Origin of the sequence: Clostridium estertheticum (genome assembly GCF_011065935.2) — a bacterium.
GTDB classification, from domain to species: Bacteria; Bacillota; Clostridia; order Clostridiales; family Clostridiaceae; genus Clostridium_AD; species Clostridium_AD estertheticum_A.
The window spans coordinates 1,677,044-1,703,831 of the sequence record NZ_JAAMNH020000001.1; the positions used below are offsets into that span (position 1 = coordinate 1,677,044).

Below are 26,788 nucleotides of genomic sequence, written 5' to 3' on the forward strand. Positions count from 1 at the left end.
TTTGATTACTAGTGAGGAAGCTAAAAATATTACTTATTATAAAGAAATTACTAAAATGAAATTACAATGATGTTACCTTCCTTATATCGGTTAAATATGAGATTTCCTATTATCTTAATTCATTCCAAATACATATTCTATTTTTATACATTTTTTCATATAGAGTTAATAAATATGACTTTATAGTAGAGAAGATAATATAATAAGGCTCAAAAAAATAAAAACCCCAATTTACCTTGGGGTTTTTACTATTTGAAAGAGCTTTTAGAGAATATGATTTAGTATAACTGAGTGAGTTGGAAAATGAAGTTTATTTGTTAGGAGAATAAAATAAAATCCACTTAACATTTAATAGTTTCGCCATATTATTTTTATTTAAACATGCGTGAATAATTATTATACAAAAAAATAATTAATATCTATTTCACCTATAACTCTTATTATAAAAATACATTTATTAAAATTAAAAGTTATACTATAATAAGTTTATATGTATCTGAGTTTTTATACAATTATTAGGAGGGAATAGCTATGAATTTAGATGGAATAGAAAACAAGGCTTGTTGAGATCCGGATACCAAAAATTCCAGGGTGGGATTGAAAAAAGCCATTAGTACAGAAGTAAAATATATAAATATAGAATATTTAGTAGAAGAGGAATTGCAATTATCATTAGGAAAGATAAAAAAGATAAGTACCAGCCTAACTAAAAAAGATATACTAGGTGGTTTGGGAATAAGATTAAACATTAACAGAAATAATTATGCTATAGAGCCAGGACTATATGCGATAGGGAGTCCTGATGAAAATTCACCAGTGCTTGTAAGTGCTAATTATAAATTCACCTTTGATAAGTTAAGGAAGGAACTCGTGAGTTTAAATTTATGGCTTCTTATTATTGATACAAAGGGCATAAATGTTTGGTGTGCTGCAGGGAAAGGAACTTTTTCAGAACAGATAATTTTAAAAGCAATGAGAGCAACTAAGCTGGATAAAGTAGTAAAGAATAAGACGCTAATATTACCACAGCTTGCAGCACCTGGAGTTTCAGCTCATACAATAACTAAATATACGGGTTTTAAGGTTATTTATGGACCGGTAGCGGCAGTTGACATCCCAGAATTTTTGCTAAAGGGATATGAGACTACACCTAATATGAGAAAAGTTAAATTTAATATAGTAGATAGGGCTGTTTTAACGCCAGTGGAAACTATTCAAAGTATAAAATATTTTCCCATAGTAATATTATTATTTTTAATTACAAACACTATATCCAGCAATAATCTAAGCTTTTTAGAGATATTTAAATTAAGTATGATAAATAGTACTCCATATCTAATAGCTATTTTACTGGGCACAGTGATGATACCTATATTTTTGCCTATAATTCCATTTAAATCCTTTGCGCTAAAAGGAGCTATTGTTGGACTGATTTTGTCTATATTAACAATATATTTTAGTAGTACATTTTTATTTATTGACTCGTTAATGGTGATGGTATCTAACACATTATTATTAACTTCTATAACTACCTATTTAGGCTTGAACTTCACGGGGTCAAGCACATACACATCCTTTTCAGGGGTATTAAAGGAAACAATTTGGGCAATGCCTATAGTGATTGTGTCTTCAGTTATAGGAGTAATACTTATGATTGTTTCAAGCATAATATAATTGAAAAGGGGGTAGAATAAAAATGAAATATCTAAAGAATGTAGCTTCTATAGTGTTTTATGAGGAGAAATGCATTGCTTGCGGAATGTGCATAAAAGTTTGCCCTCATGAAGTATTTATATTTGAAATTAATAAAATAAAATTAGATAAAAGGGACCTTTGCATGGAGTGTGGAGCTTGTAGTAAAAATTGTCCGGTGTATGCCATTGAAGTAAAACAAGGCGTTGGATGAGCTTATGCTATCCTAAAAGGAATGCTCACTGGTAGTGAGCCTAGATGTTAACATATAAAAAATAGGAATATAAGAGTAAATCTTATGTTCCTGTTTTTTTATATTTAAGATCATTTAATCATTACTAAAAAAATGCAGAATCTTTATTTTTTAAACCTTTTTCTGTAACACAATAACATAAATAGTAATAGTATATACTATAAATTACACTATAAATATTACGTTTTACAGAGCGTATCACCGCATCTTTAGCATTAAGAGTAGAGTCGGAATGTAGTGGATTTAGTGTAATCGATATATAAAAGATTCACAAATTATATTTTGTTAAATTAAAAGGAGGATAATATTATTTATGAATATTAATTATAAATATAAAGATAGTAGTGAAGTAAGCAATTGTAATGATTCTCAAACTGCAGTTTGTTCTTTAGAAAGAAATGCTTGTGCAACCGTTACTACTCAAGCTGAATCAATAACTGAACAAATGGATGTAACACCTGCTGTTATTGCTGCAGGACATGTAGTAGTTAAAGTCCCTGTTGTAATAGCAGAGACAAATATAACAATCCCTGTAGAAGCTACTATCACATTAGACCAAACAGTAATGGAAATTAAACGTATTAAAAAGAATGTATTTTTAACTCAATCTCGTCTTATTCCTTTTTCTCAAGACGGTCGTAATTGTACTGGGATATTATTTATAGCAGGGTTTATTAGAAAGAATATTGAGTATGCAACACAAACTTGTCCATCAGGTACAAATGTAAATATATGTGGAGATATAAGGCACTGTACAGTTCAAGTTCCTTTTAATTTCACTACTAGAGTTACTTTCCTTAGACCACCTATTTTTACTGAAAACACTACTGTAAGTGAACTAGAATTCTTTACAGATAAACTTGAAGGCTGCGATGTTTGTGCAGATCCAGTGCTTGGACGTAATCCTTGCGATCAAAATTTCTCATTCACAGAATTCTTTAATGAAAAACCTTTTGTTGAATTAGTAAGGGCAGATATTACTGAAATTGATATTCACACAAATCCAACTTCAGACTGCCATACTCCTACAGAGCAAAGGTTCACGGAACTCACCGAAAAAATAGTAGTTAATTTAACATTAAAAGTTTTACAAAACCAACAGATAAGAATTACAGCAGTATAATCATTAGTTAGTTTAGATACTAATTAATTTATATGCTCTAGACCCAAAGCTTACTAAGAGTGGTTTTGGGTCTGTTTCTTAGGAAGATGAAAATATTGTCACATACGAAAGAAATAATACCTTTAAAGTGTTTTAAATTTTAGCATTTTTAATAAGGAGGAGAAGTTGTGTCCAGAATAAACCATTCATTGGAATATGATGATATCCGACATAAGAGAAAATGTGATGAAGAACAACATAAAAAGGAGCACAATGATGATCAGCATAAGAGGAAAAAAGATGAAAAACAACATAAAAAGGAGCATAATGATGATCGGCATAAGAGGAAAAAAGATGAAGAACAACATAAAAAGGAACATAATGATGATCGGCATAAGAGGAAAAAAGATGAAGAACATCATAAAAAGGAGCATAATAATGATCTGCATAAAAGAAAACATCTCGAAAAAGATCATGACGAAGTAGATCAAAAAAAGAATCATGATAAAAATTATTTTATAGAAAGAGATCTATTTAATTTTTTTAAAACGTTTATTGCAGAAAATAATAACTATGTTCCCTTAGATAATAATTTAAAAGACAAAAACCGTAATTTATCCAAGGAGGATGACTTAGAAAATAATGTAGAAGACGAAAACTGTAATTTAACTAAGCAGGATGGCTTAGAAAACAATGTGGAAGATAAAAACTGTAATTTATCCAAGGAGGATGACTTAGAAAATAATGTAGAAGACGAAAACTGTAATTTAAGTAAGCAGGATGGCTTAGAAAACAATGTAGAAGATAAAAACTGTAACTTATCCAAGGAGGATGACTTAGAAAATAATGTAGAAGATGAAAACTGTAATTTAACTAAGCAGGATGGCTTAGAAAACAATGTAGAAGATAAAAACTGTAACTTATCCAAGGAGGATGACTTCGAAAATAATATAGAAGATGAAAATTGCAATTTAGCTAAGCAGGATGGCTTAGAAAACAATATAGAAGATAAAAACTGTAATTTATTCAAGGAGGATGACTTAGAAAATAATATAGAAGATGAAAATTGCAATTTATCCAAGGAGGACGGTCTAGAAAATGACAATTATACTTGTTTTGAAGATCTATATAATGAAGAGTTCCTAGAAGAAAAGTATAATACCATTGCAAAAGAAGAGTTATCTAAAGAAACCTATAAAAATCAAGTGGATGAGGTTAGAATTATGAATTGTAAAACAACGGTTATTTCTGAAACTCTTCCCCTTTGTGAAAATATTACTCATACTTCTGAAGTCACTGTAGAGCCTGTAACAGTAAAAATTCCAGTAGTGTTAACAGAATGTACTGTAACTATTACTATTGAGTCTTCTCTTAAGCTAGAGGATGTTGTATTAGAAATTAAACACATTAGAAAAAATGTATATTTAAATCAGTGCGAACTTATTCCTAACTCTGAAGATGGCAAACCCAATACGGGAATACTATTTATAGATGGATTTATTAGTAAGAATATAGAATACACCACTAAAGACCATAATGATAATGGAGTATCATGCGGAATGGTTAAACATGCTACAGTTAAGGTTCCTTTTAAATGCACTACTAGAGTTACGTTCAAGACCCACCCTAAGTTTAAACATAATACTCATCAAGATGAAATGAAAATACTACAAACTAGCATTAAAATTTTCGATACCTGTGAAGAAGATATAATTGGAGGAGATATTCGAGAACAAAGTTTTAAAATCATGGAATATTTCAATGAAAAAGTTTTCTGCGAATTAATTAGTGCTGAAATTGTTGAATCTGACATTCTTGAAAATCCAATAAAGGGGGAGGGTAAAATACCTTTAGAACAAGGATTTCATGACATTACTGAAAAGGTAGTGCTATCTCTAACAATAAAATTATTACAAAATCAACATGTAGATATTGCAAAAAAAGATTAGCAGGGTCTGTAACGCAAAAACATAAATTGCAATAGTATATACTATAAATCTTTTATTTTACCAGTAGTTCACGAACTCTTCAACCATACGTACACTTTCGTTAATTCAAAGGAGGGTAATTTATTATGAATATTAATTCTAAATCAAATCAAGATAATCAAATTAACACAGGTAATGATTCTTACATTGCAGATATTGCAGATTGTTCTTTAAAAAGCAATCAATGTGCTACGGTTACTACTCAAGCTGAAACAATAACTGAAGAAATTGATGTAACTCCTACTGTTATTTGTGCTGGAAATGTAGTTGTTAAGCTACCAGTTGTACTAGCAGAGACAAAAATAGTAATTCCTGTTGAAGCTACTATAACATTTGACCAGGAAGTTATAGAGATTAAACGTACTAAAAAGAATGTATTTTTAACTCAATCTCGTTTAATTCCATTTTCTCAAGACAGCCGTACTGGCACTGGGATATTATTTATAGCTGGTTTTGTTAGAAAGAATATTGAGTATGCAACTCAAACTTGCCCGTCAGATACAAATATAAATGTATGTGGAGATATAAGGCACTGTACAGTTCAAGTTCCTTTTAACTTCACTACTAGAGTTACTTTCCTTAGGCAACCTGTTTTTAATGAAAACACTACTCCAAGTGAAATAGAATTTTTTACAGATAAACTTGCAGGCTGCGATGCTTGTGAAGATCCAGTACTTGGACGTAATCCATGCGATCAGAGTTTCTTTATTACAGAATTCTATAATGAGAAACCTTATGTTGAATTAGTAAGGGCAGATGTTACTGAAGTTGATATTCACACAAATCCAAGGTCAAGGTGCGAAACTTCTACAAAGCAAAGTTTTACACAGCTCACTGAAAAAGTAGTGGTAAATTTAACACTTAAAGTATTACAAAATCAACAGGTAAGGATTTCTGCAGTCTAATACATGTCTACCATAACTACATGATATTGGTAGAATACAAAAAAAACAGTAAACATAAGAGTAAATCTTATGTTCCTGTTTTTTTTGAAGAGCCTGTAAAAATTCTTTCTGTAATTCATGGATACACCTTATTTTTGTACAATGTTAATAAAGATTTATTAATAATACATAGGGAGTACCTTACTATTAGTTAAATATATGGACTTTTTCATGTTTTTTACATCTAATGTAGCATTTATTAATTTTAATGTTGATTCGATAGGAATGTCTATATTTATTTTTGATATTATGATGGGAAGTGTTGATATGAAGTTTTCAGTAGGAGTAGTATTTATGCTTTCAGAATCATAAGTATTATCGCAAGGAGTATTAGTATTAGTATTATTATTATTATTATTATTAGTATTATTATTATTATTATTATTATTATTATTATTATTATTATTAATTTCATCTTTAATACATTTTGTATCATCTTCTATATTTTCTTCTTGAATAGGGGATATGCATTCTATGCATTCTACATTTATTCTATCTTTTGCACTATCTTTTGATTTTTTTTTGACACTTGGATTATTTAGGTTTACATTACTTGTATGCTTATTATTTGGTGAGTTTTTTTTAGAAATCATATTATTATCATTATAATATGATTGCCGTAAAATATTTATAATAATAATTAGTTTTAACATATTTAATTTATTACAGTTATTGTATGGTATCATAGAAAAATACTCCTTTCTTATAGAAATTATTCTTTAAATTTGTTATGTATTTAACTATAATTAAAAATCTACTAAGGACGCTTAATTAAAGACTTCAAAAGTCCCAATAATTACTATAAGGGCGAGAGTAGTTTTGTTTATTTTCCAAATGTAATTTCTCTTTTTATTTAGGCATTAAGGCCTACTTTATAATATGTGGAAAATAAAAAAAGAGTTACTTTAAATATGGAAACATTCTAAACTTCAAATAAGGAAGATAAAAGTATAGAATAGTTGAAATAATATAGGTAAATGCAGTAATATATAAACAAGTAGTATATAATAGTCTTGTAGTAATTCGCAGAAAATAAAATAAACTTGATTAAAACAGTGGAGTTGGTAATTATGTCAGAGCAAAATATTTTTGATGAAAAAGTTAATATTAAAGAAAAGGTAGAAATTAACATTAAGGAACCTAATAAGTACAACGTAATCATTCATAATGATGATTATACAAGCATGGAGTTTGTTGTGCAGGTTTTAGTTGGAGTTTTTAAAAAACAGGTTGTGGAAGCCACAAAAATTATGTTTGATGTTCATAAAAAAGGTAGAGGCATTGCAGGAATATATAGCTATGATGTAGGCGTAACAAAAATCATCCAAGCTATGGAGATGTGCGAAGAGAGTGGTTTCCCATTAAAATTAACCCTAGAAGAGGAGTAATTATGCAATTAGATAATATAGTAAATGAGATTATTACTGCAGCTTATAATGAAGCTCAAATGTCCAATCATGAATATTTTACACCAGAACATATTCTTTATGCCTCTTTATTTTTTGAAGAGGGAATTGATATAGTTGAGAATAGTGGTGGCAATGTTAAAAGACTAAAAAAACAGATAATTAAATTTTTAAAGGAAAACATAGATGTTGTAGAAGATGCAGAGCCAATACAAACAATTGGAATCCAAACAATTTTATCCTCAGCGGAAGATCACGTTATGCTTTCAGGCAAAGAGCTAGTTAAAATAGGTGATGTGATTGTAGCTATGTATGATGATGAGGAAAGCTTTGCTTCATATTTCTTGAGAAAACAGCAAATGAAGAGACGGGATCTTCTCAATTACATAGCTCATGGTATATCTGTAGTAGATACTTTTGACTTTTCAGGCATAACAAATCATGAGGAAGAAGAACCAGCTGAATTTGAGGAAGAGGAAGAAAATGCAGAACACACATATGACGAGGAAATAAACAATCCGAAGGGGGAAGAAAATTTTTTAAGGAATTTTACTGTGGAGTTAACAGAAAAAGCAAGTAGAGGGGAAATGGATCCTCTTATTGGGAGGCAAGACATTCTGCAAAGAACGCTACAAGTACTATGTAGGAGACTTAAAAATAATCCAGTGCATGTAGGAGAACCAGGGGTAGGCAAAACAGCTATCACAGAGGGACTTGCGCAATTAATTGTAGAAAACAAAGTACCTAAGATATTACAAGGGAGTAAGATATATTATTTGGATATGGGATCTCTCTTGGCAGGAACAAAGTATAGAGGAGATTTTGAAGAACGTATAAAAAGAATATTAAGGGAAATCAGTAAAGAAGAAAAGCCCATAGTATATATTGATGAGATTCATACCATAGTAGGAGCTGGGGCGGTTTCTGGCGGGTCTATGGATGCTTCTAATATTTTAAAACCCTTTCTTGCAGATGGTAAGGTAAGATTTATTGGCTCAACTACTTATGATGAATATAAGAAGCATTTTGAAAAAGATAGTGCACTAGCTAGAAGATTCCAAAAAATTGAAGTGCCGGAGCCATCGACTGAAGATACTTTCGACATTCTTATGGGACTAAGGGATAGATATGAAGCTTACCATAAGGTTACGTACATTGAAGAAGCTTTAAAAACAGCAGTAGAATTATCTAGTAAGTATATTAAAGATAGATATCTTCCAGATAAAGCTATAGATATTATGGATGAAGCAGGCGCTTATGCAAGGCTTAATGCTCAGGATAGTGAAGAGAATATTATTATAACTGTGAGCGCAGTGGAAAAAATAGTTGCTTCTATCGCGAAAATTCCAGAGCAAAGTGTATCAAATAATGAGACTTTAACATTGAAAAATCTAGATCACAATTTAAAGAAACAGGTTTTCGGGCAAAGCGCCGCTATAGAAACTCTAGTAAGAGCTATAAAGAGATCTAGGGCAGGGTTTAATGAAGAAGAAAAGCCCATAGCATCTCTCCTTTTTGTAGGTCCTACTGGAGTCGGAAAGACAGAAGTAAGTAAGCAATTATCAAAGAGCCTCGCTATTCCACTTATCAGATTTGATATGAGTGAATACCAAGAGAAGCATACTGTGGCTAGACTTATTGGTTCGCCACCAGGATATGTAGGTTATGAAGAGGGCGGACTATTAATTGAAGCCATTAAAAAAAACCCTCATTGTGTGCTACTCCTTGATGAAATTGAAAAAGCCCACCCGGATGTATATAATGTACTATTGCAGGTTATGGACTATGCAACACTTACAGATAATACTGGTAAAAAGGCGGATTTCAGAAATGTGATTTTAATAATGACATCTAACGCAGGAGCAAGAGAAGCTAGCAAAAATATAATTGGATTTGGCGATAGAATAGAATCAGGGGGAGCAGTTACTAAAGAAGTGGAACGAGTGTTTTCTCCAGAATTTAGAAATAGATTGGATAATATAATTGTATTTAATAAAATTGACGAAGCCATGGCTCTTCAAATAGCTAAGAAAGCTATGAAACAGTTTGAAGAAAAGCTTTTAACTAAAAATATAAAATTAGTGGTAACAGATGATTTATATGCTTGGTTAAGTAAAAAAGGTTTTTCAGAGGCTTACGGTGCTAGAGAAATCAATAGAGTAGTTCAACAAGAGATAAAGACCTATTTTGTTGATGAAGTTCTATTTGGTGATCTTTCCACAGGGGGTAGTGCAATAGTAGACATTGTGGATGGTAATCTTAAAATTATTAAAGAAAATTAAAAAAAAGATGTTGCTATTAATGCAACATCTTTTTATTTAATATTCTCTGTTTTTGAAAATTTACTACTTAATATAATAATATCTACAGTTCTATTCTTGGCTTTTCCTATTTCAGTTGTATTATCTGCCACTGGCCTATTTTCCCCATAGGCTACTGCTGATATTCGCTTAGGATAAATTCCTGCTTGTGAAATAAGCACCTCTGTAACATTAGTTGCCCTAATAGCAGAAAGCTGCCAATTTGAGCTAAATTCATAATTGTTAATTGGAGTACTATCTGTGTGTCCTTCTATTCTTACATAATTATCAACTTTATTTAGTATTTTCCCTATACTAATTAGTTTTTTTATTGATTCCGCTTTAACCTCTGCTTTACCAATGTCAAAGAGCAATGTGCTTTTAAGACTTACTTGAAGCCCTCTTTCATCAATTTTAGTGGATACGTCAGCACTTAATCCATTTTGGTTTAAATACTTGTCCACATTTTTTTTAATAGCTTCCATTTGATTTTCTTCTGCTGTTTTACTTTCTACGGTTGGCGTATCAATTACTTTAGTACTTGGGTCTGAGATACTTATAGCTGAGTCATTTCCGATGATAGTTTTACCGCCACCACTATCAAAAGCTGCACTGAGTGATTGTGATAGTTTTTTATATTTATCGGTGCTTACATTGCTTGAAGCATACATAACAACAAAAAATATCATAAGCAAAGTTATTAAATCAGAGTAAGTTAAAAGCCATCGCTCATGATTGGGTTCTTTTTCTTCCCTTCTTTTCATTATTACGCTCCTCCATTATTCATTTCATTAAATCTTTTTATTTGCTTCTTATCAAGGAATCCTTTTAATTTTTCTGCTAAGATATTAGGATTTGCACCTTCTTGCATAAGAAGTACAGCTTCAATAATTAGTTGTTTCTCTTTGATTTCTTCATTATTTAAGTCCTTTAATCTTCCAGCCATAGGAAGCCATAATAAGTTGGCAGAGCCAACACCATAGAGAGTAGCAATAAATGCAACAGCGATTTTTTCTCCAAGTACAGCTGGGTCAGAAAGGTTACTTAAAACTTGCACCAAACCCATAACAGTACCTATAATACCCATGGTTGGTGCAAATCCACCCGCTGCGTCAAAGATTGCAGCACCCTCTTTATGCCTATCATAGGTTGATTCAAGTTCAAACTCTAATATAGTTTTTACCATTTGAGGTTCTACGCCATCCACCACTAGTTGCAAGCCTTTTTTTATAAAAGGGTCTAATGCATCAGTTATTTCTCCTTCAATGCTAAGTAAACCTTCTTTTCTAGTTTTAAAAGATAAGTTTTTAAAATAGCTGACAATTTCAACTAAATCTTTATCTTTTGCTGTAAATATAAGTTTAAGCATTGCTGGGATGTTCTTTAATTTTTTAGCAGAAAATCCAAGCCCTACGGATCCGATGGTACCTCCAAATACAATTATAGCAGCACTAGTAGCTGCCAGCATACCAGGGCTTCCACCTTCTAAAAGGAATGCACCTATCAACGAACCAAAACTTATTAATACAAATATAATTGAAAAAATATTCATAAATTCCCCCTATTCTTGTAGTTACATAATTTTCATTTAATGTAACAACATGTAAAACTCTTTAGTATTTTCGATAAATAAAATAATATCATACAATAATCTTCGGAGAAACTTATTTTTTATTTAGACTTAAAAATAAATATTCATAAGAATTTTATTTTGTATTGAAGTTTATTAGGACTATTTTCTAGGAATAATCTCTATCCAGTAGCCATCTGGATCCATAATAAAATATATTCCCATAGGCTTATTTTCAAAACAGATGCATCTCATTTTTTTATGATGCGCATAGGCTTCATCAAAATCATCCGTAACTACAGCAAGATGAAACTCATTTTCGCCTAGATTGTATGGTGTGGTTCTATCCTTTAGATAAGTGAGTTCTAACTTATGATCAGTAGTTTCATCACCTAAAAATATAAGGGTAAAACTATCGTCGGGGGCATTGAATCGCCTAGTTTCTGCAAAGCCCAGTGCCTCCTTATAAAATTTCGCGCTTTTTTCTAAGTCCAATACATTTATATTATTATGATCAAAAGAAAACTTCATTTAATATAACCACCTTTTCAAAAAATTTAATATATATCATATACTATATCATCATTATATATTTGTGGTAAAATAAGGGCAACAGATTTATTATTTACTTGAAATATTTTAAATATAAGGAGACATAATTATGGAAAAAATAAAAGCGAAAATATACTATATATATCATAGCGGCTTTGCAATTAAAACTGAAAATCATTTTTTAATATTTGATTATTATAAAGAGCCAATAGAAAATGATGTGACTCATAAACCGTTAGCGGTACTGGCCCCGGAAAATATTAAACAGATGAAAAATGTGTATGTGTTTGCATCTCATAGTCATGAAGATCATTTTAACTCTAGTATTTTGGAGTGGGAGAATTATAACAGTAATATAAAATATATATTTAGTAGCGACATAACAATAAATAAAAATAGACCCAGCTATACATTTATAGAGGAAGGTCAAGAAAGAACATTTGATGACCTTTATGTAAAAGCTTATGGTTCAACAGATATTGGTATATCTTTCTTAGTAAAGGTGGATGGATTAACTATTTTTCATGCTGGAGATCTTAACTGGTGGCGTTGGAAAGAGGATAGCTTAGAGGAACAGTCCTTAGCGGAGTCTTTATTCAAAGCTCAAATAGATATGTTAAGCGTAGAAAAACCTATAGATATAGCTTTTTTTCCTGTAGATCCAAGGCTACAAGAATATTACTATATAGGCGGAGAATATTTTGCAAAAAAAATTCAACCTAAATTACTTATACCTATGCATTTCGGAGAGTTGGTAAGTATTACTAGGGAATTTGCAGAAAAAATGATAAAACAGAGCATAAATGCAGTTCAAATAAATTATTCAGGACAAGAGATAATATATTAAAAATTATTTTTATTATAGTTGAATAAATATAGTGATTTATGTCAATGATTTAAGTAAACCAAATAAAAAAGCACTTGATGCAGTATTTTTTTTAGTCCCCCTAAATTAATATTGCATGAGGTGCTTTTTATATGGGCATAAATAATATCATATTTATAATATACTAAAAACAAGGTATAGTGTTTTTTTTATTTACACAATTTAATAAATGTGATACTTTATTAAGTGGAAATTAGAATATAATAAGTAAAAAAAAGAAAGCAGGAAATATGAAATGAGACGAGAAACTAAAAATGAAAATATTTTAAATTATATCTATATTATCATTGGAACTACAATCCTAGCAGCAGGGGTAAATATGTTTTTGGCAAAAATAAAATTAGTAACAGGTGGGTTATCAGGGCTTGCCATTATTATTCAGTATATTACAGAAAAGAATTATGGAAGAGGAATACCGTTATGGTTTACTAATATTGTTGTTAATATACCATTGATTGTCATTGCTATAAAACTTAAAGGAAGAGAATTTGTGGGTAAATCCATATTTGCTGCAGCATATTTATCTTTTGCCTTGTTCTATACAAGCTTTATACCAGCACCAGAGGTGGATTTTTTGCTTTCAAGTATATTTGGTGGCATATTTGTTGGTACAGGCTTAGGCTTTGTATTAAGAGCATCTGCTAGTACTGGTGGCACGGATTTGGCTGCAAATATTATAAAGGTTTATTTGAAAAATGTGCCAATAGCTAGGATTATGTTGGTAATTGATTCGACTATAGTAATAATAGGGGCTTTTGTATTTGGTATTGAAAAAGCTATGTATGCGCTAATATCCATATATATAGTTTCAAAGGTTGTGGATAGTATACTTGAAGGAATAAATTTTTCAAAAGCGGTATTTATTATTTCGGATAATTCTAAGGAAATAGCGGAAATATTAATGAAAGATTTAAAAAGAGGTGTTACAGGAATAAATGGTACAGGAATGTATACAAAGGGAGAAAAACAGGTACTATTTGTAGTAGTTGGCAAAAATCAAATAGTGCCGCTTCAAAAAATGGTTAAAGCAATAGACAAAAATGCTTTTATCACTATTGCTGATGTGAGAGAAGTATTAGGAGAAGGATTTACGGAATAATCGGTAATATGGAGATCAAAATTAGGCAACATTTTCAAAGTATATTTGGAACTCTTCCTGCACAAACTAGATTTAGAAAGGAAGTGAGTATAACATGAATGATAGATTAAATGATAAGCCTGTTACATTTGACCACCCAGAAAAACTTACACAGGGAGTATCTGTAGAAAAAGGCGATGTTGTAGCAAAAACATTTATTAATGAAGTAGATGGAGTTGTAAAAAGTAACATAGTTATTGAAAATAAGGTTACTGGGGAAACATCGAAGAGAGATGCAGTTATTGGTGAGATAGTTGAAGATGAAGATGAGGATGAAGAGGAAGACTTTGATTAAATAGATATATTTTTTAGTAAAGGCTTATAATTTGCGTATTATGAAGAGATATTTAAGAACAACTGTTAGATTATTAACAGTTGTTCTTAAATTTTAATATAGAATATAGAACATTTTTATAAATTTATTTTTCTTTTTTTACTATTAATTAGGCGAATAATTTGAGAACATCAGTATAAGTGTATTATAATTATATATAGAGTAAAAATACATATAGTATAAGGAGAAATAATTATGTTTTACATAGGAATAGATATAGGTTCAACAGCAGCTAAAGTAGCAATATTTAGCGGAGACAAGCTAGAAAAATACTTTGTAATGCCTACAGGATGGAGCAGTGTTGAAACAGCAAATACTATTAAAGAAAAACTGAATTTATTAGGAATAAATGAAGAAAATTCAAAGGTTGTAGCAACGGGTTATGGAAGGGTGTCTGTGCCCTATGCAGATAAAACTATAACTGAGATAACTTGTCATGGTAAGGGAGCGAATTATTTATTAAATACAGATTGTACTGTAATTGATATTGGTGGACAAGATACTAAGGTTATTACTGTGGAGAATGGAATGATAACAAACTTTATTATGAATGATAAATGTTCCGCCGGTACAGGTAGGTTTTTAGAGATTATGGGGAATACATTAGGAATGGATATAGATTCACTTTGTGATTTAGCAGCACAAGGCAGTGGAATTAACATAAGTTCAATGTGTACAGTTTTTGCTGAATCTGAGGTTATTAGTCTTATAGGTAGGGGAGAGAAAAAAGAAGATATAGCTTACGCTGTTGTGGACTCCATAGTTAGTAAAGTTAGTTCCTTATGTGGTAAACATTCAGAAGGATTTAATTATTTTCTTACAGGAGGATTATCTAGCATTGCATATATTTTAAGTAGTCTTTCGGAAAAATTAGGAAAAGAAGTTAGAACAAATGAATTAGGGCGATATGCAGGGGCTATAGGGGCTGCATTAATGGCTAGTAAGTTATAAAAAATATTTGACATTTTTTATTAAAAATATTATAATTATTATTAGCATATAAAAATAATTAGTGTATATACTAATTATTATAATTTTTAAATATAAAGACTGTGAAGAGAAGAGTAAATATAAAAGGTAGTAATAGCGAGTTGGTGGTGGTGAAAGACCAATACGAGATTTATATGGAAGAACGTCTCAGAGTCTCTAACCGAAATCCGTAAGGTAGTAGGCTTAGACGGGTCCAATCCGTTAACTGTTGGGCAGTATCGAATATATTATTCTGTGCTGAATTGAGTGGTCATATTTTATGACAAATTGGGTGGTATCGCGAAATTTTAGCCTTTCGTCCCTTTATTATTAAGGGGTGGAGGGCTTTTTTTATTATTTGTAAAAGTATAAAAATATAAGGAGGGCAATTTTATGGAAAAATTGTTAGTAAAACAGATTTACAGAGAAAAAGAAAAATACGAAGGCTGCGATGTATCTATCTCTGGATGGATAAGAACTTTAAGATCTTCTAAAGCGTTTGGATTTATAGAAGTTAATGATGGAAGTTTCTTTAAAAACATTCAAGTGATTTTTGAGGAAGGCTTAGAAAATTTTGCGGAGATAGCTAAATTACCTATAAGCTCTTCTTTGACTATAGAAGGAACATTAGTGTTAACACCTGAAGCTAAACAACCTTTTGAGATTAAAGCTACTAAAATAGTTCTAGAAGGTATGTCGGATATTGATTATCCACTGCAAAAGAAAAGACACTCTTTTGAGTTTTTAAGAACTATTGCACACCTTAGACCAAGAAGTAACGCTTTCTCAGCAGTGTTTAGAGTACGTTCACTAACTGCTTTTGCTATTCATGAGTTTTTTCAAAAGAGAAATTTTGTATATACTCATACTCCAATAATTACTGGTAGTGATTGCGAAGGTGCAGGTGAAATGTTTAGAATATCTACACTTGATTTTAGCGACATGCCTATGGATGAAAATAAAAAAGTTGATTTCACAAAAGACTTTTTTGGCAAAGAAACTAGTTTAACTGTAAGTGGACAGCTTGCAGCAGAGGCTTATGCACTAGCTTTTAGAAGTGTTTATACTTTCGGACCAACATTTAGAGCTGAAAATTCTAACACAGCAAGACATGCAGCAGAATTCTGGATGATAGAGCCTGAAATAGCTTTTGCAGATCTGAAGGATGATATGAAATTGGCAGAAGATATGATGAAATACATTATAAAATATGTTATGGAAAATGCTCCAGAAGAGATGGAGTTTTTCAATAGCTTTGTAGATAAGGGGTTAATAGAAAGATTAAATAATGTTGTAAATGCAGATTTTGGTCAAGTGACATACACTGAAGCCGTAGATATTTTACAAAAATCAGGAAAAGAATTCCAGTATCCAGTAACATGGGGCTGCGATCTTCAAACTGAGCATGAAAGGTATTTAACAGAAGAAGTGTACAATAAACCATTATTTGTAACTGACTATCCAAAGGAAATAAAATCCTTCTATATGAGAATTAATGATGATAACAAGACAGTTGCGGCCATGGACTTACTAGTACCAGGAGTTGGAGAGATTATTGGTGGAAGCCAAAGAGAAGAAAGACAAGATGTCTTAGAAGCTAGAATGGAAGAGTGCGGTCTTAACAAAGAAGATTATTGGTGGTATTTAGAGCTAAGAAAATACGGCGGAACTAAGCATGCTGGATTTGGTCTAGGCTTTGAAAGAGCTATTATGTATATTACAGGCATGAGCAATATAAGAGATGTTATTCCATTCCCAAGAACCACTGGTACTGCTGAGTTTTAATTTATATTACAATTTAAAAGAGCCGGTAGATAGTTACTGGTGATGATTATCCCCTTAGCCAATGGTTAAGGGTTTTTTTTAGATGAAGGAGTTATGAAATATTTTTAAATTGGTATTTAGTTTTGTATTCTATGGAGAGGATATAAATGAGGAGGAAATAAATATGAAAAAGATTATTAAAGAATATATATTGATAACTGTTGGTTTAGCATTAGTAGCCGTAGGATTTTACTTTTTCTTAGTACCTAATGATTTAGCAGTAGGAGGAGTTAGTGGTCTTGCTATGATTATAAATTGGTATGTGCCAGCGCTTTCAATTGGAGCCATAATGCTTGTATTAAATGTAATCCTATTCATTATAGGATTTATATTTATAGGATCTAGTTTTGGAGTTAAGACAATTTATTCTAGCTTGGGATTATCCGGTATGATATGGGCATTAGAGAAGGCATTCCCGATGAGTGGTAGTATAACAAACGATTTATTTCTGGAACTAATCTTTGGAATATTAATCGGAGCAGTAGGCATGGGAATGGTGTTTAACCAAAATGCTTCCACAGGAGGAACTGATATCATAGCCAAAATACTTTATAAGTATTTTCACTTAGACATAGGCAAGGCGTTACTTTTAGCTGATTTTTTCGTAACTATTTTCGCAGGTATTGCATTCGGACCTAAAATTGGAATGTATGCATTGCTAGGAGTTATTATCAATGGATTTACTATAGATGCAGTTATTGCTGGAATGAATATTTGTAAAAAGATTGAAATTGTTAGCTCGAGAGGCGCGGATATAAAAAAATTTATTATTGAAGGATTAGGTAGAGGCGCCACTTTATATGCGGCTAAAGGAGCTTATACTAATGAGAAAAAAGAAATTATAACTACTGTTTTAGGTAAAAAGGAATTTATAAAATTAAAAATTTATATAAAAGAAATTGATAAAAGTGCATTTATAATCGCATATAACGTACATGAAATTCTTGGAGAGGGATTTAAGGACATAAACGAATAAAAAAATATAAGCTACTGACAGTGTCAGTAGCTTATATTTTTTTATGTGAAATATGTTTTAATTAAGAACTTAGTTCTTAATTAAGCTTCAACAGGAGCGCCTACAGGACAAACACCAGCACAAGCTCCACAATCGATACAAGTATCAGCATCTATAACGTATATAGAATCTCCTTGGCTTATAGCGTTAACTGGACATTCTGGCTCACAAGCTCCACAACTTACACATGCATCAGTAATTTTATATGACATAATAACCAACCTCCTTTATTTACTAATTTACCTGTACATAATATCATAACTAAACTAATAAATAAAGAGTTTTTTAGAAATAGTAAACTATTAGTATTTATATAAATACCAAAGAGGATGTAATATGAACATAAAAAGGCATGCACATATGTAGATTATATTAATATAACTATTTTTAAAAAAAATTAAAAATAATTATAAAAGTAAAAACCATAGACTATAAATCTATGGGAAATTTAGAGGCGTTTATAAGTATTATAAAGGTAGAGTATTAAGTTAACTGATTAAATATAGTTACAGCTAAAGACTATATTTAAAACAGTTAACTTAATACTTAGGTAGTTAGTAACTTTTAGCTGTATCTATATATTAAAGATGAGCTCATCTACTTAGCTATGAGTTAATAACTATCGGTAGTATTATATGTAGGGAATTCATAAACTATTCAATGTAAATTTTAAATTATATTTTTATATTTAGTACTTGATAAATAAAAAAACAAGAGTTATTATGTAAGTAATGATCCGTTTTGATAATAATGCATTATATGTATATATTTACTAAAATAAATAATGGGTGGTGTTTTTCATGGTAGCAAACATTTACATGGAAAATTTATTAGCAAAATACAATAAAAATTTCAATATAAGCAAAAACATAGATTTATGTGATAAAAGAATAAATCTCTTTGCTGAATACAAAGGGATAGGAGCACGAACTTTTATAACACAGAAGGACGTTATTGATAAATTTGAATTTAACGAGTACTGCGTTGTAAACGCTTACGATAAAATTAATATGGAAGATGTTGTAGAATATACGGAGTATTTAAAGACCTTGATAAACACTTTAGTAAAGCCACATAGAGAACACAAGAGTTCAACTTTTACAGGGGTAATTATATGTAATGCATCTATAGATAAAAATACGGAAAATTTCATAAAAAAATTCAAATTTACAAAACCTTATAAATTGTATTTTCATGGGTGGAGTGATATACGGTTACTATTAGTTGATTTAAGTAATAACTTAGTTATTTCAAATAAGCAGGGTAACAGTGTAAAAAAGGTGTATATTCCTACATCTTTATAATAAATACGAGGGGGTATATTAATGAATTCAATAGTACTACTATTTCTAGGAATCATTATTTTCTTAACGGCTTACGTCACATACGGTGGATATCTAGCTAAAAAATGGGGCATTGACACTAAAAAAGAAACCCCAGCTCACACAAAATTTGACAATGTAGACTACTGTCCTGCAGACGCAAGAATTCTTTTAGGACATCATTTTTCGTCCATAGCTGGTGCTGGTCCTATAGCAGGTCCAATTCAAGCTGCTGTTTTTGGATGGATTCCAGTTTTCTTATGGATTGTTATTGGTAGTGTTTTTATAGGTGGTGCACATGATTTTGGTTCACTATTTGCATCTATTAGACATGATGGGAAATCTATAGGTGAAATTATTCGTATTAACATTGGAGAAAAGGGCAAAATGATATTTAATATTTTCGCTTGGGTTACATTAATCCTTGTAGTTGCGGCTTTTACAGATATATGTGCTTCAACTTTTGCATATGATGTTGCGAGTCCTACACTTCTTACTGGTGCTCAGGCAGGAACAGCTTCTGTATTATTTATTTTTCTTGCCATGGCCTTTGGATTTGCTGTTTATAGAAAAAATGCAAGTATTGGAATATCTACAATTGTAGGTGTTAGTTTATTATTCTTTTGTGTATGGATTGGTTATGCTTTTCCATTTATTAAGCTTACAAAATTCCAATGGGATATCCTTCTTTTAATATACATTACTTTGGCATCGATACTTCCTGTTTGGATGTTACTACAACCAAGAGATTATTTATGTTCTTTCTTACTTTATGCAATGCTAGCTGGTGCAGTACTCGGAATATTCTTAACCCATCCTACTATGGAGTTAGCCGGATTCACATCATTTACAGTTAAAAATCAAACACTATTCCCATTCTTATTTGTTACTGTTGCTTGTGGAGCAGTTTCAGGTTTCCACTCTTTGGTAGCTTCAGGTACTACTTCAAAACAAATTACTAAAGAAGGTGACGCAAAACTTATAGGATATGGTGCAATGCTCATAGAAGGTTTAGTTGCAATAGTTGCTCTTATTGCCGTTAGTTATGTTGCAACATCACAAGGTACTCCAGCTCAAGTTTTTGCCAGTGGCGTTGCGGTCTTTATGAATAGTTTTGGAATACCATTGCAATTTGGAAAAGTTTTTGTTATTCTTGCCTTCTCCGCATTTGCTTTAACAAGCCTCGACACTGCTACAAGAATTGGTAGATATATTTTCCAGGAATTTTTCACAAATGCATCTGAAAAAACTAAGAAAACATATGCAAACATTTATACCTCTACTTTTGTAACTGTACTTGCATCAGCTTCATTATTAGCATACGGTTACCAAAAAATTTGGCCAATATTTGGTTCAGCAAACCAATTATTATCAGCTTTAGCTTTACTTGCAGTAACTTCATGGCTTGCGAAAACTGGAAAGAAAACTGCTATGACTTTAATCCCTATGATATTTATGTTTGCAGTTTCACTATCAGCACTATTCCTACTTATTAAACAATATCTATTCAGCGTAGAAAAAAATATGATTCTTGGTACTTTTGCAGTTCTTTTATTTGGTCTTGCAATAGTACTAATAATAGAAGCCTACAAATCCTTAAGTGGTAAACCAAAAAGTAAAAACGTAAGCGTTTAGGGAAAAAATTGTAACAAAATAAAGAGCATCTATTCAGTTTGAATAGATGCTCTTTATTTAATAAAAAAGCTATAATTTACTTAAGTTACTTACTAAGCAATTTAAGTGCTCTACTAACAACATTTTCTGTTGTAAATCCAAATTCTTTAAATAGTGCGTCTGCTGGTGCTGAAGCTCCGAATCTATCAATAGAAATTATATCTCCATCCAATCCAACGTATTTATGCCATCCAAAGGAAGAACCCGCCTCAACTGCTAATCTAACTCTTAGAGCTGATGGTAATATTGATTCCTTATACTCTTTTGATTGTGTTTCAAATAAATCTAAACAAGGCATGCTCACTACTCTAGCCTTAATACCTTTTTCATTTAATGCTTTAGCGCCTTCATAAATAAATTCTACTTCAGAACCAGAAGCCATTAAAATGATATCAGGGTTTTTACCTTCATCTTCATATGTTTTTAATACATAAGCACCCTTAAAAGCTTCCATTGAGGTTTCGGTGTATAGTGGAAGATTTTGTCTTGTAAGTATTAGTGCCGTAGGGGTTGTTTTTGAATTCATTGCAACGTACCAACCAGCAGCTGTTTCTTTAGAATCAGCTGGTCTAAACACATTAAAGTTTGGTAGAGCTCGCAGTGCTGCAAGATGTTCAATGGGTTCATGAGTAGGTCCATCTTCACCAACTGCTATACTATCATGAGTTAAAACATAAGTTACTGGAAGACCCATAAGGGCAGATAATCTCATAGCACCCTTCATGTAATCACTAAATACAAAGAAAGTTGAAACAAAAGGTTTAAGACCACCATGTACATAGATACCGTTTGCAATAGCTGCCATGGCATGCTCTCTTACTCCAAAATGAAGATTAGATCCATTTCTATCTTCCCTTGAAAAATCACCCATGTCCTTCATGTATGATTTATTAGAAGGAGCAAGATCTGCTGAACCACCTATAAGGTTTGGTACATATTTTGCTAATATATTTATTATTGCTCCAGAAGAGTTTCTCGTTGCGGCACTTCCTTCGAACTTCCACAATTCCTGGACCTTAAGTAAATCTACAGGAAGGTCTCCGCTTTGCCATGCTTCATACTCTTTAGAAAGATCTGGATTTATTTTGCTATACTGAGCATAAAGTACATTCCAATCTTCTTCTTTTTTAGCAAGCTCTGTTTTTAGATTTTCCATATGCTTAGTTACTTCACTTGGAACTGTAAATGGTTCTTCACTCCAGCCCATGCATTTTTTCATATCAGTTATATTATCTTCACCAAGTGGTTCTCCGTGTGCGGATGCTAAGCCTTGCTTTTTAGCACAACCAAACCCAATAATAGTTTTAATTTTAATAAAAGAAGGTTTATTTAACTCAAGTTTTGCAGTTTTAATGGCACTACCTATTGCCTGCATGTCATTGCCGTCTTCTACATATAAAACCTGCCAACCATAAGCATCAAATCTTTTACTTACATCTTCTGTAAAGGCAATATCTGTAGATCCTTCTATAGATATACTATTTGAGTCATACATTACAATAAGTTTAGATAGTCCTAAGGTACCTGCAAGGGACGCTGCTTCACCAGAGATTCCTTCCATATTGTCCCCATCACCACATATAGCATAGGTATAATGATTTACAATAGCATGCTCACTTGTATTGAATTTTGCCGCAAGATGGCTTTCAGCTATTGCCATACCTACTGCATTAGCAATGCCCTGACCTAAAGGACCTGTGGTAACTTCAACGCCATTTGTATGACCGTACTCAGGATGACCAGGTGTTAAACTTCCAAGTTGTCTGAAATTCTTTAAATCTTCAATAGTTAGACCATATCCAAAAAGATGGAGTAGTGAATATTCAAGCATTGATCCATGCCCTGCGGATAATACAAATCTATCTCTATCCTGCCATTTTGAATTTTTAGGATTATGTTTCATATGATTTGCCCATAAGGTGTATGCCATGGGTGCTACACCTAAGGGAAGCCCTGGATGACCTGATTTTGCTTTTTCTACTGCCTCAGCAGATAAAACTCTTATAGTATCTACGGTTAGTTGTTCAATTTTACTCAATTTAGTTTCCTCCTTATTTATATATATTAATTTTTAGAATGTTAAAAGTTACTCGTAATAGATATATGTCTTATAATAAATATAAGAGATTATCCTATATATTGCAAGAACTTATAATTTCCATTAAAATATTTAGCTTAATATACCAATTACCTCCAAAACCAGCTTTAATCTAAAACTATGTTTAAAGCATTTAATTTAATTACCTTATATGATATATTTTATCACATATAGATATATATATAAAGTAAACCAAGCTATATAGTAAACTTTAAAACTGTTATATATGGTACTTTTAATTCTAAATTAAAGGGATAGCCCTTCACTATTTGAATTTTGTTAAATAGTGATAGACTGTCCCATATATTTATATTTTATCTTTATCTATAATACTTTATCCCTGAATATTCTCAGTATTTTTTTTAAGCTTGTCTTCAATTTCTAAAAGTATTTTTTGTTGATAGAACATTAGTAAATAACAGATAGCACTAGCCATAAATAATAATACAAAGTTAGAAACTTTAAACAATATGAAGCCTACAATTAAAAAGCTAGCAAAATTCAATATTGTAATATGAAATTTTCTAATGGTGTAGTATGCTGCAGTTTTAAGTATGTCTTTCCAACTTAAATAAAATCTTGAGATTATTGGGAATACATAAAGACTCACTAAAAAAATAAAAGCAATAATGATAAAAATAAGAGTATTTATAATTCCTGGGTAATTATTTGAAATAAAGAATCTAGTATCAATAAATAATATACCTATTATAAGCACCTCTAGGGTCCAAAAGAATAATGATTGAAAAAAATTAGCTTTATAAGCTTTAAAAAAGTCTTTTGTGATATTTATATCTTTTTCCCTTATAAGTTTTCCCATTATGCTAAGTAGCGCCGTGGCCGCAGGTCCTATAGGGATACAGGATAAAATAATAATAGAAATAAACCAGGGTGGAATTGGAACTCCACCATTAGATAAAACCACAATTAATACAAAAATCAGCGGAATATTGAGAAGACAAAAGTAAAAATTGCCCAAGAAGAACCAAAATATGTAGTTAGTTATGGTGTGAATAGGTCCTTCGCCGAATTCTCTTTTAGATTTAGCCATTTTCCCCTCCAATTGCATTTATCAAATGCTGCTATTTAAATAGAATGAGTTTAGTTTATATAAATAAATCTATAAAATTATGTAAAATTTTTAAACTACTTAAAATGTAACATAAATTGTGTTAAATGCAAATAGGTAGAAGATATAAAAAACATTATAGGATTTTGTAACATTCACCTACTATTTGCTATTCCGTCTAAATGGGATGGATTTACTCAGTTTTTTATTAAATGCATAATAATACAATTTTAATTTATTGTTGCAAAATACATTCATTAGAATGATAATAACATTGAGGTTAAGATACTATTAAGTTAGGAGTGATATTTATGGATTTAAAAGGTAAAGTAGCTATAGTTACAGGTGGATCTAGAGGAATTGGAAAAGGTATCTCTCTAGAACTAGCTAAGGCTGGTGCTTGTGTGGTAATAAATTATAAAAATAATGACGAGGCAGCTGAAAAAACCCTACAGGAAATTAGAGAAGTAGGAGCTTATGCCTTGAAAATTAAGGGCGATGTAAGTGATTACAAATTCTCAAATGAGCTTATAAAAACTACTGTTGAAAAATTAGGGAAAATAGATATATTAATAAATAATGCAGGAATATCAAAGGTAGGGTTATTTATGGATGAGTCGCCAGACCAATGGGACAATATTTTAAATGTAAATCTTAAGGGTGCAATTAATTGTTCACATAGTGTAATAAAAGAAATGATAAAACAAAAAAGTGGAGTAATAATAAATATATCCTCAATGTGGGGGAATGTAGGTGCTTCTTGTGAAGTAATTTACTCAGCATCTAAAGGAGCGATAAACTCTTTTACAAAGGCATTAGCAAAGGAGCTTGCACCATCTAATATTAGGGTTAATGCCATAGCGCCAGGGGTTATAGATACAGAAATGAATAGTTGGCTTAGTCGTGAAGAACGCCAATCACTAGCTTCTGAAATACCTATGATGAAATTTGGAGAAGTGCAGGATGTTGGCATGCTTGTAACCTTTTTAGCCAGTGAAAATTCAAAATATATTACAGGGCAAGTGATAACAATAGATGGTGGGATGCAATAGTAGAACGCAAAAAATTTTAAGCTATAGGGATATATAGCAAGATACATAAAATCAGTTTATAAGGGGGATAAAAACATGTATGGGGGAAAAGAAATTACCACTAGAAGCAAAAAAACTTTAAAATTTAATATAATAGCAATATGGATATCCACTATTGTATTATCATTGCAAACTGGAATTGCACAAGGAATAAAACCAGGTGTTGAAGTTTTAATTGTCACTGGTTTATCTTCTATAATTGCAAGTGTATTTTATATTTTAAAAATTAATTTAAGAATTAAGGGACTACTTATAAATTCATCAATACTGTTTGGGTGTTTATATTTAGCTCATTTACAAGGGGGACTAGAGTCTGGATTTTTAATATACATTGCTTGTCTATTATTAGTAACACTATACAGCGATATTATTTTACTAAGTATTTATGGAGCTATTTTGGATTTGTCATTAATTTTAATGTATATTGTTTCACCAACCTCAATGCTAGGTAATAACATGAAATTTACTGGATTTATAAGTAGCATAGCTATAATAAATATCAGCATACTTTTATTATGTTTACTTACAAAATGGAGTTCAGAGTTAATAAGTGAAAGTTTAGAAAAAGAGAAAAAAACTCTGGAGTTATTAAGTAAATTAGAAGATACAATGGGTGGTATAGATAAAGGTACGAGTGTGTTGCATAATAGTATAGAAAAATGCAATGTAAATATAAATATGGTAATGGAAATAAGTGATGATGTGGCTTCAGCAGTTCATGAGATTACAAGTGGCATTTCTATGCAAGCTGATAATGTTAACAACATAAGTCAAACCATAATTGATACTTCAAATACTGTGGAGCATAGTAAGGAAATTTCACAAAAAATAGTGAGTGTTTCACAAGTGGTAACAAATGATGTTAATGAAGGCGCAAAACAAATTAAAGAGATGGACAAGCAAATGAATATAATCAAAAATGCTGTCAAATCTTCATTAGATACAGTAATTGCACTTCAAAAACAGATGAGTGATATAGATGGATTTTTAGCAGCAATAAAAAATATAGCGGAGCAGACAAATTTACTAGCTCTAAATGCTTCAATAGAAGCTTCAAGGGCAGGAGAAGCTGGTAGGGGATTTTCAGTTGTAGCTAAGGAAGTTGCTAAATTGGCAGAGGAAAGTAACATTACTGTTGGAAATATTTATAAGATTATTAAAAATACAAACGCAACAACCATTTTAGCTTTAGGCGAGGTACAAAAGGGTAATGAAGCGGTAAATACAGGGGGTAAAATTGCTCAAAAGGTTTACGGTACATTTGAAAATTTAATTACAGTATTTGAAGAGTTAAATTTACTCATTTCAAAGCAAAGTCATGTTATAAGCGGTGTTAAAGATACATTTACTGTAGTTGATACAGAGGTGCAAAATATTGCTGCAGTATCTGAGGAGTATGCGGCTACTACAGAAGAAATTTTATCAGTTATACAGCAGCAGAACAATAAAATTTCTGAAATCGTGTTGGAAATTCAGGCCATTAACAATATAAGCAATGAACTAAGCAATATGATAAAATAAATTATTTAATAAATTATTAATACTTTCTTAATGTACAATT

The 26,788-nt window shown here is 31.1% G+C and carries 24 protein-coding genes and 1 other annotated feature; of the genes, 17 read left to right on the forward strand and 7 right to left on the reverse strand.

All coding sequences use genetic code 11. The features are described from left to right. Window positions 1–531: 531 nt before the first annotated feature. The 5 genes from hgcA (at window position 532) to G9F72_RS07800 (ending at window position 5,940) form a co-directional block, all read left to right on the forward strand. Window positions 532–1,674 (forward strand): mercury methylation corrinoid protein HgcA, encoded by a 1,143-nt coding sequence (gene hgcA, locus G9F72_RS07780; RefSeq protein ID WP_318010944.1) that lies wholly within the window; start codon window positions 532–534, stop codon window positions 1,672–1,674. Window positions 1,675–1,690: 16 nt separating this feature from the next. Then, entirely contained in the window at window positions 1,691–1,906 is a 216-nt protein-coding gene (locus G9F72_RS07785) for a 4Fe-4S binding protein (RefSeq protein ID WP_187356049.1), read from the forward strand. A gap of 352 nt (window positions 1,907–2,258) precedes the next feature. Then, window positions 2,259–3,068, forward strand: a complete 810-nt coding sequence (locus G9F72_RS07790) for a CsxC family protein (protein WP_224676026.1) — start codon at window positions 2,259–2,261, stop codon at window positions 3,066–3,068. 167 nt (window positions 3,069–3,235) lie between these two features. After that, the gene (locus G9F72_RS07795) at window positions 3,236–4,996 is read left to right on the forward strand and encodes a CsxC family protein (RefSeq protein ID WP_164956748.1); all 1,761 of its coding nucleotides are present in this window, start codon (window positions 3,236–3,238) and stop codon (window positions 4,994–4,996) included. A gap of 125 nt (window positions 4,997–5,121) precedes the next feature. Then, the gene (locus G9F72_RS07800; protein ID WP_164956749.1) at window positions 5,122–5,940 is read left to right on the forward strand and encodes a CsxC family protein; all 819 of its coding nucleotides are present in this window, start codon (window positions 5,122–5,124) and stop codon (window positions 5,938–5,940) included. A gap of 158 nt (window positions 5,941–6,098) precedes the next feature. On the opposite strand, the gene G9F72_RS07805 is transcribed toward G9F72_RS07800, so the two are convergent. Continuing rightward, window positions 6,099–6,665 carry a hypothetical protein gene (locus G9F72_RS07805; RefSeq protein ID WP_164956750.1) on the reverse strand — a complete coding sequence of 189 codons (567 nt, stop codon included), beginning with the start codon at window positions 6,663–6,665 and terminating at the stop codon, window positions 6,099–6,101. A 384-nt stretch (window positions 6,666–7,049) separates the two neighbouring features. Here G9F72_RS07805 and G9F72_RS07810 point away from each other — a divergent pair, with 384 nt between their 5' ends. Together G9F72_RS07810 and clpA are read left to right on the forward strand one after the other, a co-directional pair. Beyond that, complete coding sequence (locus tag G9F72_RS07810) at window positions 7,050–7,367, forward strand: ATP-dependent Clp protease adaptor ClpS (protein ID WP_164956751.1); 318 nt, start codon at window positions 7,050–7,052, stop codon at window positions 7,365–7,367. Window positions 7,368–7,369: 2 nt separating this feature from the next. Then, entirely contained in the window at window positions 7,370–9,667 is a 2,298-nt protein-coding gene (gene clpA, locus G9F72_RS07815; RefSeq protein WP_164956752.1) for an ATP-dependent Clp protease ATP-binding subunit ClpA, read from the forward strand. Window positions 9,668–9,699: 32 nt separating this feature from the next. Here clpA and G9F72_RS07820 read toward each other — a convergent pair whose 3' ends face one another. From G9F72_RS07820 to G9F72_RS07830, 3 genes are all read right to left on the reverse strand, one after another. Continuing rightward, window positions 9,700–10,449 carry a flagellar motor protein MotB gene (locus G9F72_RS07820; RefSeq protein ID WP_263486804.1) on the reverse strand — a complete coding sequence of 250 codons (750 nt, stop codon included), beginning with the start codon at window positions 10,447–10,449 and terminating at the stop codon, window positions 9,700–9,702. A 2-nt stretch (window positions 10,450–10,451) separates the two neighbouring features. Then, on the reverse strand, window positions 10,452–11,237 hold the full coding sequence (locus G9F72_RS07825; RefSeq protein WP_164956753.1) for a flagellar motor protein: 786 nt from the start codon (window positions 11,235–11,237) through the stop codon (window positions 10,452–10,454). 180 nt (window positions 11,238–11,417) lie between these two features. After that, window positions 11,418–11,786, reverse strand: coding sequence for a VOC family protein (locus G9F72_RS07830; RefSeq protein WP_164956754.1), 369 nt, complete (start codon window positions 11,784–11,786; stop codon window positions 11,418–11,420). 130 nt (window positions 11,787–11,916) lie between these two features. Here G9F72_RS07830 and G9F72_RS07835 point away from each other — a divergent pair, with 130 nt between their 5' ends. The 6 genes from G9F72_RS07835 (at window position 11,917) to G9F72_RS07860 (ending at window position 17,934) form a co-directional block, all read left to right on the forward strand. Beyond that, the gene (locus G9F72_RS07835; protein WP_164956755.1) at window positions 11,917–12,654 is read left to right on the forward strand and encodes an MBL fold metallo-hydrolase; all 738 of its coding nucleotides are present in this window, start codon (window positions 11,917–11,919) and stop codon (window positions 12,652–12,654) included. A gap of 274 nt (window positions 12,655–12,928) precedes the next feature. Continuing rightward, on the forward strand, window positions 12,929–13,792 hold the full coding sequence (locus tag G9F72_RS07840; RefSeq protein ID WP_164956756.1) for a YitT family protein: 864 nt from the start codon (window positions 12,929–12,931) through the stop codon (window positions 13,790–13,792). A 94-nt stretch (window positions 13,793–13,886) separates the two neighbouring features. Next, complete coding sequence (locus tag G9F72_RS07845; protein WP_164956757.1) at window positions 13,887–14,126, forward strand: hypothetical protein; 240 nt, start codon at window positions 13,887–13,889, stop codon at window positions 14,124–14,126. Between the two features lie 234 nt (window positions 14,127–14,360). Further along, window positions 14,361–15,116 carry an acyl-CoA dehydratase activase gene (locus tag G9F72_RS07850; protein ID WP_164956758.1) on the forward strand — a complete coding sequence of 252 codons (756 nt, stop codon included), beginning with the start codon at window positions 14,361–14,363 and terminating at the stop codon, window positions 15,114–15,116. 92 nt (window positions 15,117–15,208) lie between these two features. After that, window positions 15,209–15,461: a binding site (T-box leader), on the forward strand. 66 nt (window positions 15,462–15,527) lie between these two features. After that, entirely contained in the window at window positions 15,528–16,919 is a 1,392-nt protein-coding gene (gene asnS / locus G9F72_RS07855; protein ID WP_164956759.1) for an asparagine--tRNA ligase, read from the forward strand. A gap of 163 nt (window positions 16,920–17,082) precedes the next feature. Beyond that, window positions 17,083–17,934, forward strand: a complete 852-nt coding sequence (locus G9F72_RS07860; RefSeq protein WP_164956760.1) for a YitT family protein — start codon at window positions 17,083–17,085, stop codon at window positions 17,932–17,934. 80 nt (window positions 17,935–18,014) lie between these two features. Here G9F72_RS07860 and G9F72_RS07865 read toward each other — a convergent pair whose 3' ends face one another. Next, window positions 18,015–18,185: a 4Fe-4S binding protein gene (locus G9F72_RS07865; RefSeq protein ID WP_164956761.1), complete on the reverse strand. Its 171-nt coding sequence runs from the start codon at window positions 18,183–18,185 to the stop codon at window positions 18,015–18,017. Between the two features lie 588 nt (window positions 18,186–18,773). Between G9F72_RS07865 and G9F72_RS07870 the strand changes: the two genes are divergently transcribed. Together G9F72_RS07870 and G9F72_RS07875 are read left to right on the forward strand one after the other, a co-directional pair. Beyond that, entirely contained in the window at window positions 18,774–19,277 is a 504-nt protein-coding gene (locus G9F72_RS07870) for a hypothetical protein (RefSeq protein ID WP_164956762.1), read from the forward strand. A gap of 21 nt (window positions 19,278–19,298) precedes the next feature. Further along, window positions 19,299–20,930 (forward strand): carbon starvation protein A, encoded by a 1,632-nt coding sequence (locus tag G9F72_RS07875; RefSeq protein ID WP_164956763.1) that lies wholly within the window; start codon window positions 19,299–19,301, stop codon window positions 20,928–20,930. Window positions 20,931–21,015: 85 nt separating this feature from the next. Here G9F72_RS07875 and tkt read toward each other — a convergent pair whose 3' ends face one another. Both tkt and G9F72_RS07885 read right to left on the reverse strand, forming a co-directional pair. Beyond that, complete coding sequence (tkt, locus tag G9F72_RS07880) at window positions 21,016–23,007, reverse strand: transketolase (RefSeq protein ID WP_164956764.1); 1,992 nt, start codon at window positions 23,005–23,007, stop codon at window positions 21,016–21,018. 394 nt (window positions 23,008–23,401) lie between these two features. After that, window positions 23,402–24,118 carry a YesL family protein gene (locus tag G9F72_RS07885; protein WP_164956765.1) on the reverse strand — a complete coding sequence of 239 codons (717 nt, stop codon included), beginning with the start codon at window positions 24,116–24,118 and terminating at the stop codon, window positions 23,402–23,404. A 329-nt stretch (window positions 24,119–24,447) separates the two neighbouring features. On the opposite strand from G9F72_RS07885, the gene ymfI reads away from it, so the two are divergent. Continuing rightward, complete coding sequence (ymfI, locus tag G9F72_RS07890; RefSeq protein WP_164956766.1) at window positions 24,448–25,188, forward strand: elongation factor P 5-aminopentanone reductase; 741 nt, start codon at window positions 24,448–24,450, stop codon at window positions 25,186–25,188. 75 nt (window positions 25,189–25,263) lie between these two features. Further along, on the forward strand, window positions 25,264–26,748 hold the full coding sequence (locus G9F72_RS07895) for a methyl-accepting chemotaxis protein (protein WP_164956767.1): 1,485 nt from the start codon (window positions 25,264–25,266) through the stop codon (window positions 26,746–26,748). The last annotated feature ends 40 nt before the right edge of the window (window positions 26,749–26,788 follow it).